This window comes from Methylocystis sp. Se48 (genome assembly GCF_056269425.1).
Map to the genome: position 1 here is coordinate 1,045,630 of NZ_CM149850.1, position 13,266 is coordinate 1,058,895.

At 67.0% G+C, this 13,266-nt stretch carries 12 protein-coding genes; 5 read left to right on the forward strand and 7 right to left on the reverse strand.

What is annotated here, in order from left to right:
* Positions 1 to 159 precede the first annotated feature (159 nt).
* Positions 160 to 1,395 carry a glycosyltransferase family 4 protein gene (locus tag ACV959_RS05105; protein ID WP_475738836.1) on the reverse strand — a complete coding sequence of 412 codons (1,236 nt, stop codon included), beginning with the start codon at positions 1,393 to 1,395 and terminating at the stop codon, positions 160 to 162.
* 122 nt (positions 1,396 to 1,517) lie between these two features.
* On the opposite strand from ACV959_RS05105, the gene parE reads away from it, so the two are divergent.
* Positions 1,518 to 3,533 carry a DNA topoisomerase IV subunit B gene (parE, locus tag ACV959_RS05110; RefSeq protein ID WP_475738837.1) on the forward strand — a complete coding sequence of 672 codons (2,016 nt, stop codon included), beginning with the start codon at positions 1,518 to 1,520 and terminating at the stop codon, positions 3,531 to 3,533.
* A 42-nt stretch (positions 3,534 to 3,575) separates the two neighbouring features.
* On the forward strand, positions 3,576 to 4,640 hold the full coding sequence (locus tag ACV959_RS05115; protein ID WP_475738838.1) for a sensor histidine kinase: 1,065 nt from the start codon (positions 3,576 to 3,578) through the stop codon (positions 4,638 to 4,640).
* On the opposite strand, the gene mutT is transcribed toward ACV959_RS05115, so the two are convergent.
* The 4 genes from mutT to ACV959_RS05135 form a co-directional block, all read right to left on the reverse strand.
* Positions 4,641 to 5,042, reverse strand: a complete 402-nt coding sequence (gene mutT / locus ACV959_RS05120; protein ID WP_475738839.1) for an 8-oxo-dGTP diphosphatase MutT — start codon at positions 5,040 to 5,042, stop codon at positions 4,641 to 4,643. It abuts the gene before it with no gap.
* 8 nt (positions 5,043 to 5,050) lie between these two features.
* Positions 5,051 to 6,298, reverse strand: coding sequence for a bifunctional glutamate N-acetyltransferase/amino-acid acetyltransferase ArgJ (gene argJ, locus ACV959_RS05125; protein ID WP_475738840.1), 1,248 nt, complete (start codon positions 6,296 to 6,298; stop codon positions 5,051 to 5,053).
* Between the two features lie 127 nt (positions 6,299 to 6,425).
* A complete protein-coding gene (locus ACV959_RS05130; protein ID WP_475738841.1) occupies positions 6,426 to 7,310 on the reverse strand; it encodes a peptidyl-prolyl cis-trans isomerase in 885 nt (294 codons plus the stop codon).
* 88 nt (positions 7,311 to 7,398) lie between these two features.
* Complete coding sequence (locus tag ACV959_RS05135) at positions 7,399 to 10,386, reverse strand: bifunctional [glutamine synthetase] adenylyltransferase/[glutamine synthetase]-adenylyl-L-tyrosine phosphorylase (protein WP_475738842.1); 2,988 nt, start codon at positions 10,384 to 10,386, stop codon at positions 7,399 to 7,401.
* A 143-nt stretch (positions 10,387 to 10,529) separates the two neighbouring features.
* Between ACV959_RS05135 and ACV959_RS05140 the strand changes: the two genes are divergently transcribed.
* The 3 genes from ACV959_RS05140 (at position 10,530) to ACV959_RS05150 (ending at position 11,995) form a co-directional block, all read left to right on the forward strand.
* Positions 10,530 to 10,757 (forward strand): hypothetical protein, encoded by a 228-nt coding sequence (locus ACV959_RS05140; RefSeq protein WP_475738843.1) that lies wholly within the window; start codon positions 10,530 to 10,532, stop codon positions 10,755 to 10,757.
* Between the two features lie 69 nt (positions 10,758 to 10,826).
* Entirely contained in the window at positions 10,827 to 11,669 is an 843-nt protein-coding gene (locus ACV959_RS05145) for an ATP-binding protein (RefSeq protein WP_475738844.1), read from the forward strand.
* Positions 11,666 to 11,995, forward strand: coding sequence for a hypothetical protein (locus tag ACV959_RS05150; protein ID WP_475738845.1), 330 nt, complete (start codon positions 11,666 to 11,668; stop codon positions 11,993 to 11,995). The genes ACV959_RS05145 and ACV959_RS05150 overlap by 4 nt, the downstream gene beginning before the upstream one ends.
* On the opposite strand, the gene ACV959_RS05155 is transcribed toward ACV959_RS05150, so the two are convergent.
* Positions 11,989 to 12,441: a cupin domain-containing protein gene (locus ACV959_RS05155; protein ID WP_475738846.1), complete on the reverse strand. Its 453-nt coding sequence runs from the start codon at positions 12,439 to 12,441 to the stop codon at positions 11,989 to 11,991. The genes ACV959_RS05150 and ACV959_RS05155 overlap by 7 nt on opposite strands.
* A 70-nt stretch (positions 12,442 to 12,511) precedes the next feature.
* Positions 12,512 to 13,231 (reverse strand): endonuclease III, encoded by a 720-nt coding sequence (gene nth / locus ACV959_RS05160; protein WP_475738847.1) that lies wholly within the window; start codon positions 13,229 to 13,231, stop codon positions 12,512 to 12,514.
* Positions 13,232 to 13,266: the final 35 nt, after the last annotated feature.

Here is a 13,266-nt window from a genome sequence, read left to right on the forward strand (position 1 = left end):
TCAGATCGGCGTCTTAGCGCGCTTTCCGCTCGCATGGAATTATGCGAGCGGAAAGAAATCGCGCCAGATTGGAATTGCGGCGGGCATTCCCAGCGCGAAATTCCGTCAACTTCGGGGGAATGCGCCGGGGCCCGGCGTCTCGGCCGCGTCGACGCCGGCTCAGGCCGCGGCGCGGCGCGCCAGCGCGCGGTCGTAAACCGCGCGCGTTTCCGCGACATGGCGTTCGAGCGTCGCGGGCGCGGCCCAATAGGCGTCATAGGCCTTGCGCGACATATCGGCGATGACGGCGTCGTTAGCCAGCGCGCGGATGGCGGAGGCGAGCGAGTTCGCGTCGCCGCTTCTGAACCAAAGGCCCGTGACGCCGTCCTCGACCGCCTCGCGGGCGGCGCAGCCGTCGGCGACGATCGCGGGCGTGCCCGCGGCCTTGGCCTCCAGCGCCGTCAGACCGAAGGTCTCGTGCCAGAGGGAGGGAAAAACGAGGGCGCGGGCGGCCCGCATGGCTTCTCGCGCCTCTGCGGGCGCGCGCCAGCCGAGAAGCCGCGCCTGCGGAAAGCGTGTGCGCAAATCCGCCGCGACCGGCCCGTCGCCGATGAAAACGGGCGTCACGCCGGCGCGGCGGGCCGCCTCCGCGAAAAGGAAGGGGCCTTTCTCGGGCGAGAGGCGTCCGACGTAGAGGAATTCGCCGCTCGCGGGATCCGCCTTTTGGCCGAGCGGCTCCGCCTCCACGGGATTCGTCACGCGATGAATCGCGGCGCCCGGCGGCAGGCAGTTTTGCAGGACTTGCTCCTGCAAGTCCGACAGAAGCAGGATGTCCGAAAAGGTTTCCGAAAGATGCGCGACATGCTGCGCGACGAAGAGGCGCGCGTTGCGCCACAGCTTGAAAGGATAGTTGCGCGAGTCGCAATGCGTCGTCCAGCAGGCGAGCGACATCGGCCGCAGCGGGCAGGTTTCGCCCTTCTGGTAATCGTAGAAGCCGCCGTTCGGGCAATTCAGGAAATATTCGTGCATCGTGTAGACGGCGGGAAAGCCGGCCGCGCGGATGGGCCCCGCGATTGCGGGCGACAGCGCCTTCGCCCAGCCGTGGACATGAACGATCGTCTCGCCGCGCGGCAACGGGGCCAGCGTTTCGGCGAGCGCGCGGGCGGCGGCCCGGTTCCATATTCCCTGCCGCGCGGCCTCGAGCCGGGAGGGGTTGCCGAGAATGTCGTATTGGCCGAGACAGACGGTCTCGACGCCCGCGGCCGCGAGCCTGCCGTCGGCGGGCCCGCAGGCGGCGAAAAAGATCACGCGCGCCCCGGCGGCCGTCAGCCCGATCGCGCTTTCGATCGCGACCTTGGCCTGCCCGCCCGTGACGGAGGCGTGATCAGCGCAGATGACGACGGTAGGCGGCGGCATGGCGGCTCCGGGGCGAGGAAGCAGCGAGGGTAGAGGGAGGCCAATTTCGGCGGAGTTAAGGCTTTGCCCGACGGCCCCTCCGGAGTCGCCCCTCGCTTTCCGAATCGCGCTATTATCGCCCCATGGCCACCAAACCCGATCTTTTCGGCGGCGCGCCCCGCAAGGCGCCCGCGCTCAAAACCGCAGGGAAAACCGCGCCTGCCGAATATTCCGCCGCCTCCATCGAGGTGCTGGAGGGACTCGAGCCCGTGCGCCGGCGCCCCGGCATGTATATCGGCGGCACGGACGAGACGGCGATGCACCACCTCTTCGCCGAGGTGCTGGACAACGCCATGGACGAGGCCGTCGCCGGCCACGCGACCTTCATCGAGGTGACGCTGGAGCCGGGCGGCTGGCTCACGGTCACCGACAACGGCCGCGGCATTCCCGTCGGCCCGCACCCGAAGATGAAGGACAAGTCGGCGCTCGAGGTCGTCATGACCGTCCTCCACGCCGGCGGCAAATTCGATTCGGGCGCCTATCAGACGTCGGGCGGCCTGCATGGCGTCGGCGTCTCGGTCGTCAACGCGCTCTCGGAAAAGGTTGAGGTCGAGGTCGCGATCGAACAGCAGCTCTACCGCATGGAGTTCTCGCGCGGCCTGCCGCTGGGCAAGCTGCAAAACGTCGGCAAGGCGCACAACCGCCGCGGCACGCGGGTGCGCTTCAAGCCGGACCCGCAGATTTTCGGCGAGAACGCGCATTGGAAGCCCGCGCGGCTCTTCCGCATGTCGCGCTCCAAGGCCTATCTCTTCGGCGGCGTCGAAATCCGCTGGCGCTGCGATCCGGCGTTGATCGAGCCGGGCGCCGACGTTCCCGCCGAGGCCGTGCTGCGCTTTCCGGGCGGCCTCAAGGACTATCTCGCACGCGAGACGTACGACAAGGAACTCGTCACCGATCAGCCCTTCATCGGCAAGGTGACGCGCGAAGGCGGCCACGGCTCGCTGGAATGGGCGGTCTCCTGGTTCGCGGAGGACGACGGTTTCGTTCATTCCTACTGCAACACGATCCCCACGCCGGACGGCGGCACGCATGAAGCGGGCTTCCGGAACGCGCTGCTGAAAGCGCTCAAGGATCACGCCGAGCGCGTGGGTCAGTCGAAGCGCGCGAAGGACGTGACCGGCGACGACGTGATGGGCCAGGCGGCGGCGATGATCTCGGTTTTCATCCGCGAACCGGAGTTTCAGGGCCAGAACAAGAGCCGCCTCATGACGGTGGAGGCCTCGCGCATCGTCGAGAGCACGGTGCGCGACGCCTTCGACCACTGGCTCGCCGCCGCGCCGACTCAGGCCAACAAGCTTCTCGATTTCGCCGTGACGCGCGCGGAGGAGCGTTTGCGCCGCCGCGCTGAAAAGGACGTCGCCCGCAAGACGGCGACGCGCAAACTGCGCCTTCCCGGCAAACTCGTCGACTGCACCAATAATTCGGCGGAAGGCTCGGAGCTCTTCATCGTCGAGGGCGACTCGGCGGGCGGTTCCGCGAAGGAGGCGCGTAATCGCGCGACGCAGGCCGTGCTGCCGCTGCGCGGCAAGATCCTCAACGTCGCCTCAGCCACGAAGGACAAGCTTCTCGCCAACCAGCAGCTCGCGGATCTCGCGCAGGCGCTCGGCTGCGGATTGGGCGCGCATTACCGCGAGGAGGAGCTGCGCTACGACAAGGTGATCGTGATGACGGACGCCGACGTTGACGGGGCCCATATCGCGTCGCTGCTCATCACCTTCTTCTACCGCCAGATGCCCAGGCTCATCGAGAAGGGCCATCTCTATCTGGCGCAGCCGCCGCTCTACAAGCTCACGCAAGGCCCGAAGACCGTTTATGCGCGCGACGACGATCATCGCGACGAACTGATCCGCACTGTCCTTACCGGCAAGGGCAAGGTCGAGGTGAACCGCTTCAAGGGCCTTGGCGAAATGAGCGCGCAGCAGCTCAAGGAAACGACCATGGATCCGGCGAAACGCACGCTGCTCAAGGTCGTTCTCGCGAGCGAGGAGCGAGAGGAAACCGCCGATTGCGTCGAACGGCTGATGGGCGCCAAGCCCGAGGCGCGTTTCGCCTTTATTCAGGAGCGGGCGGCCTTTGCAAGCGAACTTCTGGATGTTTGACGCCGTCCAATTATACTGTCGCCTTCCGCGAAGGGGCGAGGCGTGAGCGAAACGGAAACTCTCTTGGACCCCGGCGAGGAGCACGCGCCGTCGTCGGGCTGCAGCGCAAACAAGGACCAGGCCTATGCGCTCGAGCGCATGCAGCTTGCGCTCGACGCCGGGCGCACCGGCGTCTGGGACTGGAACCTCATGACCGGCGAAGTGCATCTCGACGCGCGCGTGCGGCGTTTGTGGGGACTGGGCGATGACGTCGAGCCGAGCTTCGAGGTCTTCCGCAACGCCCTGCATCCGCAGGACCGGCGCCGCAGCAAGGAGGCGGTAGGGCTCGCGCTCGATCCCACTTACGAAGGCGATTACGAAATCGAATACCGCGTCATCGGCGTAAAGGACAAGATCGAGCGCTGGGTCTCGATCCGCGGCCGCACCTTCTTCGAAGACGGGCGTCCGGTCCGAATCCTCGGCACCGCGCGCGACATCACCGAACGGAAAATGCGCGAACAGCATGTGCGCGTGCTGTTGCGCGAGCTGGTGCACCGCTCGAAAAATCTGCTCGCCGTCGTGCAGGCCATGTCGCGGCAGACGGCGGCTCGCGCGCCGTCGGTTGAGGAGTTTCAGCGCAAGTTCAGCGCGCGGCTTCAGGCGCTGTCCATGGCGCACGATCTCCTTGTCTCGCAAGACTGGCGCGGCGCGTCCATGCGCGAACTGGTGCGGGCGCAGCTCGCCTATTGCATGGACGTGCCCAAGGACGACGTCGGCGAACATGCGTCCCTGGAGGGGCCGAAAATCATGCTGAAGCCGGAAGCCGCGCAAAACCTCGGCCTCGCGCTGCACGAACTCGCCACCAATGCGCTGAGCTATGGCGCGCTGTCGCGTCCGGACGGACGCGTGTCGCTCAAATGGGGCTTCGAGGACGATCGGTTGAATGTCGAATGGCGCGAGAGCGGGGGGCCAGCCCTCGCCATGCCGCCGAGCGAAGGGTTCGGCCACAAGGTTTTGCGGCGGCTCGTTGCACAGGCGCTCGATGGCGAAGCGACGCTGCGTTTCCCGCCCGACGGGCTGACCTGGACTCTGTCGATCCCCGCGAGCTACGCGCTGACGCGGGAATAGTCAGCCGAGCAGGTCGACCAGCGGCGCGATGAGCGGCGCGTCCGCGGGCGGCATGTCGTATTTGCGCAGGTCGCGCACGCGCACCCATTTCACCGCCTGGCCTTCGGCAGGCGCGACGAAGCCTTCCCATCTGCGGCAGACGTAGAGCGGCATGAGGAGATGGAAGTCCTCATAGGCGTGGCTCGCGAAAGCGAGCGGCGCGAGGCAGGGCGCCTTCACCGTGATGCCGAGTTCCTCTTTCAACTCGCGAATCAGCGCGTCCTCCGGCCGCTCGCCGCTATCGAGCTTGCCGCCGGGAAACTCCCACAGGCCGGCGAGCTGCTTGCCCTCGGGACGCTGCGCGATGAGGACGCGATTGTCTTCGTCGACCAGCGCGGCGGCAACGACCAAGAGGAGCTTCATGTCGCCGGTCAACTCCGGTAGTCGCCGTTGATCGCGACATATTCCTGTGTGAGATCGCAGGTCCAGACCGTGGCGGCGCCCGCGCCGAGGCCGATGTCGACGTTGATGACGATCTCCCGCCGCTTCATGATCGCGGAGATTTCTTCCTCGTCGTATGCGGGGTCGCGCAGGCCCTTGTGGGCGACGCGCACGCCGCCGAACCAGATGGCGAGCTTGTCGCGCTCCGCGCGCTCGCCCGCCTTGCCGACAGCCATGACGATGCGGCCCCAATTGGCGTCCTCGCCCGCGATCGCCGTCTTCACCAGCGGCGAATTGGCGATGGAGAGCGCGATTTTCTTCGCCGATTTGGCGCTTTCGGCGCCCGTCACCGTCACCTCCACGAATTTGCGCGCGCCCTCTCCGTCCTTGACGACCTGATGCGCGAGATCGAGCAAAACGGCGTCGAGCGCGCGCTTGAAGTCGGCGAGGCGGCGGTCGCCCGCCTTCTCGATCTTGGGCGCGCCGCGTTTCTTTGCGGCGCCGGTGGCGAACAGCAGCAGCGTGTCGGAGGTCGAGGTGTCGCTATCCACCGTGATGGCGTTGAAGGAGGTCTGAACCGCCTTGGAGAGCATCGTCTGCAGCGCCTCGGCGGCGATGGGCGCGTCGGTGAAGACGAAGGAGAGCATGGTCGCCATGTCGGGCGCGATCATGCCGGCGCCCTTGGCCATGCCGCTGATCGTCACCTCCACGCCGCCGATCGTCGCCGTGCGCGTCGCGAGTTTGGGGAAGGTGTCCGTTGTCATGATGGCCCGCGCCGCCTCGGCCCAGGCGTCGGACCGCGCGTCCTGCGCGAGCTTTTCCAGCACGCCGTCGAATTTGGAGGCGTCGAGCGGTTCGCCGATCACGCCGGTGGAAGCCATGAAAATCTGGCGCTCGCTCGCGCCCGTCGCTTTCGCCGCGAGTTTCGCGGCGAGTTTGACGGCGTCGGCGCCGGCCTTGCCGGTGAACGCGTTGGCGTTGCCGGAGTTCACGAGCAGCGCGCGCGCCTTGCCGCCTTTCAGCTTCGCGCGGCACCAATCCACGGGCGCGGAGGGGCATTTGGATTTGGTGAAGACGCCGGCGACGGTCGTTCCCTCGTCGAGCAGCGCCAGCATGACGTCCGTGCGCTCCTTGTAGCGAATGCCTGCCGCGCCGGCGGCGAAGCGCACGCCGTCGAGTGGAGCCACGTCGGGAAGGGATTTCGGCGCGAACGGCGAAAGAGGGGCGTCGTGGGCCATCGGAATCACCCGGGCTGAGGAGAATGCGACGGGTTTGGCGGCCTATGGCGACGACGTCAAGACGCTGGCGCGCGCTTTTGCGCCGAACGTCGGCCGGCGCGCCGTGGGGACGCGCCGGCGGAGGCGATTACTTCTTTTCGGCGGGCTTCGCGGCCGGAGCGGGCGCCGCAGGCGCCTTGCCCGCATCGGCCGGCGGGTCCGTGCGCTCGATCTTGGCGCCCTCGCGCAGCTTCATGACCAGTTCGCTCTGGGCCTTCTGCACAACGTAGCGGGCGACCTGATCCTTGATCTGGTCGAGCGGCGGGAAGGTCTTTGGGCGCGTCTCGTCGAGCCGGATGATGTGCCAGCCGAACTGGGTCTTCACCGGCTCGGAGAGCTCGCCGGGCTTCAGCTTGGCGGCAGCGTCGCCAAATTCCGGCACCATGCGGTCCTTGGTGAACCAGCCGAGGTCGCCGCCCTTGGAGCCCGGATCCTTCGACACTTCGCCCGCAACCTTGGCGAAATCCTCGCCGCCCTTGACGCGCGCCAGCGCCTTCTTGGCCTCGTCCTCGGTGGGAACGAGAATGTGGTGGGCGTGATATTCGGTTTCCGGCTTCTGGTTTTTGGCGGCTTCGTCGTAGGTCGCCTTGATTGCGGCGTCGGTGGCGGCGGTCTTGGCGACATTGCCGAGCAGCGTCTCCATCAACGCCTTGTCGCGCAGATAGGCCATCTTCTTGGCGAAGTCGGGGGTCTCGGCGAGCTTGTCGGCCTGAGCCTTCTGCACGACGAGCTGCTCGTCGATCAGGAAGTCGAGCACATAGCTGTCGCGCGCCTTGCCTTCGAGCTGATGCGGAATGCCCGGGCCGAGATCCTCCAAGGCGAGCTTCAGATCCTCGTCGGTGATCTCGACGCCATTGACCTTGGCGAGCACCTTGGCCTGCGCGGGCGCGACAGCGGCCGTCAGGGCGACGAGGCCGATCGCTCCGATCGCGGCGCGGGTCGTGAATCGCGCAAATTTGCGGGCATGTGACATGAGTTGCTCCAGAAATCGGGGCGAAACGCCCCACAAAGCCGCCGCCACGGCCGGTCTGAAAGGGTCCTGCGTGACGAATGGGGCGTATCTATGCCCGAGGCGGCGCCTCTGACAACTCCCTGCCGCCCGATAATTCCCCGCCTTTGACGGGGCCCACGACCGCCACGAAGATCTCGCGGGTCTTTTTCTCCGTCTCGGCGAGGAGCGCTTCGAGATGGGAGAGGCTCGGAGAATCGCCGACGCGCAGAAGCAGTTCGGCGAGGCCGCGCGGCGCGTCTTCCGGGCGGAAGGCGCTGTCGATCGCGAGCCGCAGAAGCTGCATGAGTCCCTGGTAGAGCCGATAGGCGGCGAGCAGCGCCTCGGCGGCTCCGGGGTCGAGGAGGCCGGCGTCGCGCAGCTTCTCCAGCGCGTCGGGCGTCGTGGTCGAAAAGACCTCGGGCCGGCTCCCGCCGTGCAGCAGCATCAGATATTGGGCGAGAAATTCGATGTCGATCAGTCCGCCCGCGACCTGCTTGACCTCCCATGGGTTCGTCGCGCCCTTTTCCTTTTCGATCAGCCGCCGCATCGCCAGGACGTCGTTCCTGAGCTTTTCGGGGCTTCGCGGCAGCATCATCGCGTCGCGGATCGCCGCTTCGACGCGCGCGGCGAACGCTTTCGGTCCGGCGATCACGCGGGCGCGGGTCAACGCCATATGCTCCCAGGTCCAGGCCTCGTCGGCCTGATACAGCTCGAAGGATTTCAGGCTCGCCGCGATCGGTCCCTTGTTGCCCGAGGGGCGCAGGCGGAAATCCGTCTCGTAGAGCAGACCCTCGGCGGTCGGCGCGGACAGGGCCGTGATGAGGCGCTGCGTCAGGCGCGCGTAATATTGCGGCGTCGGGAGCGCGCGTTCGCCGCCGGCGGATTCGGCGAAAGGATCGGCGTCGTAGAGCAGCATCAGGTCGAGATCGGAGGCCGCCGTCATTTCGCGCCCGCCAAGCTTGCCCATGGCGACGACGGCCGCCGCGCCGCCCTCGATGCGGCCGTGAATCTTCTCGAATTCGGCGCCGACCTCGTCGAAGAGCGCCGAGATCAGCGTCTCTGCGAGGCGCGAATAGGCGAGCCCCGCGTCGGCGACTGAGACGGAGCCGGTGAGCACGCGCACGCCGATCAGGAATTTCTGCTCCTGCCCGAAGATGCGGGCGCGGTCGAGAACGTCCTCATAGGAGCGCGCTTCCGAAAACTGCGCCGCGAGACGGTCGCGCAGATCGGCTTCGCTCGGCACGGTCTGGAAGAAGGCGGGCTCCATCAGCGCGTCGAGCACCCGCGGGCGCTTCGAGATCGTGGCGGAGAGCTTGGGCGCGGAGCCCGTGACGGCGGCGAGCAGGTTGAGAAGACGCGGCTGCGAGACGAGGAGCGAGAAGAGTTGCACGCCGGCCGGCAGCTTCTGGATGAGCTTGTCGAACGCCAGGAACGCCTGATCGGCGTTTTCCGTCGCCGCCAGCGCTTCGAGCAGGGCGGGCGTCAGCTCCGTCAGCCGTTCGCGCGCCACGGTCGAGCGCGTCGCGGCGTAGCGGCCGAAATGCCAGCCGCGGATCGTCGCCGTCACCATCTTCGGGTCTTTGAAGCCCATTTTGGCGAGCGTCTCGATCGTGCCGGGATCGTCGTCGCCGCCGGTGAAAACGAGATTGCCGCCGGTCGACGACAGTTGCGGCGCGCTTTCGAACAGGCGCGCGTAATGCCCCTGCACGATGTCGAGCCGCTTCAGCAACGCCTCTGCGAAATCGGCGTGGCCCGAAAAGCCCATCATGCGGGCGATGTTGCCGACGCCTTCCTCCGTGTCGGGCAGCGTATGTTTCTGCTCGTCGGCGACCATCTGGATGCGATGCTCGACGTCGCGCAGGAAAAGATAGGCTTCGCGCAGATCGTCGCGCGCCTGCGGCGCCACCCAGCCGCTGTCGACGAGTTGATCGAGCATCGGCAGGGTGGCGCGGCCGCGCAGTCGCTTGTCGCGCCCGCCCGTTATGAGCTGCTGCGTCTGGGTGAAGAATTCGATCTCGCGAATGCCGCCGCGGCCGAGTTTGATGTTGTGGCCGAGAACAGCGATTTTGCCGTGTCCCTTGTGCGCGTGAATCTGTCGCTTGATCGAATGCACGTCGGCGATGGCCGCGAAGTCGAAATATTTGCGCCAGACGAAGGGCGCGAGTTCCGCGAGGAATTCCTCGCCCGCGAAAATGTCGCCCGCGACGGGGCGAGCCTTGATATAGGCCGCGCGCTCCCAGTTCTGGCCCATGCTTTCGTAATAGGCGAGCGCGGCCTCGAGCGGGATCGCGATGGGCGTCGCGCCGGGATCGGGCCTCAGGCGCAGGTCAATACGAAACACATAGCCGTCGGGCGTGCGCTCGCTCATGATCTTCACGACGCGCTTTGTCAGCTTCACGAAGAGGTCGGTGTCCTCCATCGGATCGGCGACGCGGGCGCGGGAGCGGTCGAAAAAGACGATGAGGTCGATGTCGGAGGAATAATTCAGCTCATAGGCCCCGCCCTTGCCCATGCCCAGGAAAATCCAGCCAGAACCGCGTTCAGGGTCGCGCTGGTCGGCGAGCTCCAGCTTTCCGGCGGCTTGCGCCTGCCGCAGCGTGAAGCGGATCGCCGCCGAAAGCGTCGCGTCGGCGACGCGGGTGAGCGCCTCCGTGGCCTGCAAGGTCTCCCAAACCTTCGAGAGATCGGCCAGCGCAATGACGAGCGCGGCTTCTTGCTTGACGAGCCGCAGCCGCCGCATCAGCTCGGGCTCGTCGTCGGTTTCGAGCGATCGCGCGTCGGCGATGAGCGCGTCCACGCGCGCCTTCGGATCGACCGCGAGCGCCGCCGCGAGGCGGGCGGGGGCGCGGGCGGCGAGGTCGGTCAGATAGGGGGACGTTCCGAAAACGCCGAGGAGCAGGTCGCGCGCCGGGGGGTGTTCGGCGAGCAGGGCCGCGAGCGCGCCGTCCGCGTCCCTGTCCAGAACCCGGTCGAGGCCGCAACGCGCCTTTTCGGCGTCGGCGGGCGAGATGAAGACCTTGGCCCGGCCGAGCAGGCTGTTTTCCGCCAGTTGTGACACGCAGGATCCCCCGTTTCGAAGCGGCGCGGGGCGGGTATAATGGATTGGCCGGGGCGGCGCATCCGGCGCATGGTCGCAGCGGCGGACTTTAAATTCCGGCCGGGAACGTCCATATCCGCAGCATCAAGGAGGCGACCGGGCCAATGACGGACAACACCCACGACGACATGGACGGCTTGTCGGATCCGTTCGGCTACGAGGATCTGATTTCCCAGCGCGCCATGGCCTTTTACCATGTGGCCCGGCTGACCGACACGGTCAAGGACGAGGCCGTCAAGGAACTGTGCCTGACCATGCTGCGCAAGCTCAATGCGAGCATCAAGGCGCCGTCCACGGCCGAGCTGCGGTCGATCGAGGGCAGCCGCGGCTAGGGGCCGGCGATTGGCGCGGCTGGAAACTCGGGGTAAGTGAGCGCAACCGCCGCAGGATCCCGACAGCCGATGACCGACCTCGTCACCCTTCTTTCCCGCATCGCAGGAGCGCTGGAGCGCCTCGCGCCGCCAGACCCGGCCGCGCCGGATTTCTCGGCCGCCGAGGCCTTCGTCTGGCGAGCGGCGGGCGGGACGTTCCACCCCGTCGCCCGAGTGAACCGGGTCGATCTGGCGCTGCTCGAGGGGATCCGCCTGCAGCGCGACATTCTGCTCGGCAACACGGCCCGTTTCGCGAAAGGCCTGCCCGCCAACAACGCGTTGCTCTGGGGCGCGCGCGGCATGGGCAAGTCCTCGCTGGTCAAGGCCGTGCATGGCGCGCTCGCGGGCGAGGGCCGGCTCAAGCTCGTCGAAATCCACCGCGAGGACATAGAGGCGCTGCCTGATCTCCTCGGCGCGCTGGCGGGCCAGCCCTTCCAGTTCATCGTCTTTTGCGACGATCTCTCCTTCGACGGGCCCGAGACGAGCTACAAGGCGCTCAAGACCGCGCTCGAGGGCGGCGTGGAGGGGCGGCCGGCGAACGTGATATTCTACGCCACGTCCAACCGCCGTCATCTCATGCCGCGGGACATGGTGGAAAACGAGAGCGCCCACGCCATCCACGGCAAGGAGGCGGTCGAGGAAAAAGTGTCGCTCTCCGACCGCTTTGGCCTGTGGATCGGCTTCCACAATTGCAGTCAGGACGATTATCTCGCCATGGTGATCGGCTATGCGCGCCACTTCGGGCTCGCCGCGCCGGAGGCCGAGATTCGCGCGCAGGCGCTGGAGTGGTCCATGACCCGCGGCGCGCGCTCGGGGCGCGTGGCCTGGCAGTTCGTGACGGATCTCGCCGGGCGGCTGGGGAAAACGCTGTGACGGCCCGACGCGCGCTCGCCGCGGCGGGCGCCGCCGCGTTGGCCCTGCTCCTCGTCTGGTTTCTCGCGCAGCGCGGGGAGGACGAGGCCGCCCGGCGCATCGAGCGGCGCGCGCGCATCGATCTCCTCGGCGCCTGCAATCAGGCCGCCCTCGCCTCCGGCGAGCGCGTGCGCTTCCAGCCGGAAGACATCGCCGCCGGCCGGGAGGAACTCCTTGGGCGCGACGACGGCGTCGCGACGCTCGTCTCGGCGTTCGAGGCGCGGCGCAACGGTCTTGTTTGCAAATGGAACGGGATCGAGCCCGCGACGATCTCGCGCGATCAGTGATCCCCGTGCGCGTGGTCGCCGTCGGGAACCGGCATGAGCGACCCCTTGCCTTCCGGCATCGCCGCAGGCAACAGTTCGAAATTCAGCAGAACGACGGGCGCCGATCCGACATTGCTCGATTCATGCGTCATGGCGCCGGTCTCGGTGAAACAGTCGCCGGCTTTGTAGATCGTCGTCTTGCCGCCGATCTCATATTTCATCTCGCCGGAAACCATGCAGCGAATGCCGGGGCCGAGATGATGATGGGCGTGCATGTAGCCGCCGGGGTCCATGGTCACTTCCGTGACGCGGATGCGATATTTGCCGTTAAGCTCGGAGAGATGGCCGAGATCGGCGAGATCCGCTTTGATCTTGGCGTGAAATCCCTTCAAATCCACGCCCTCGGCGCGGACTGGCGCGGCGGCGAAAAGCAGAACCAGGGCGAGGCCGGCGGATGTTTTTGACATTGAGCGCTCCCGTTCAGTCGTCGATTTTCAGCCAACTTACCGCGCCCGCCCGGCGCGGCAAGCGAGGAAGTCACGGACCGTGCGCCGCCGTCTTTCCCTTGAACCGGCAGTAGTCGAAGATCACGCAGCGGCCGCAATCCGGCTTACGCGCCTTGCAGACGTAACGCCCGTGCAAAATCAGCCAGTGATGGGCGTGCAGGAGATATTTTTCGGGGATGACGGCTTCGAGCCCGGCCTCGACCGCCTCGGGAGTCTTGCCTTTCGCCAGCGGCAGGCGGTTCGAGAGGCGGAAGATATGCGTGTCGACGGCGATGGTCGGCTGATGGAAGGCGATGTTGAGCACGACATTGGCCGTCTTGCGGCCGACGCCCGGCAGCGCGGTCAGCTCCTCGCGCGTCTGCGGCACTTTCCCGCCGTGGCGCTCCACGAGCAGTTTCGACAGGGCGACGACGTTCTTCGCCTTGTTGCGGAAGAGGCCGATGGTCTTGATCGCCTCGCGCACCTCGTCCTCGCCGAGCGCGGCCATCTTTTCGGGCGTGTCGGCCTTGGCGAACAGCGCTGGCGTCGCCTTGTTGACCCCCGCGTCAGTCGCCTGCGCCGACAGCACCACGGCGACGAGCAGCGTGAAGGGATTGGTGTAGTAAAGCTCGCCCCTGGGCTCCGGGTTGGCTTCGGCCAGACGCGCGAAAATCGCCTCGATCCGCGCGGCCTCGGCGGCGGGAAGACGGCGCCGGGGCGTCTTCGCCGCCGCTGCGGAGGACGTCGATTTTTCGCTGTTTTTTCCCGCCATTCGGGCGTTATATCGTCAGGTTATCTGGGACGAAA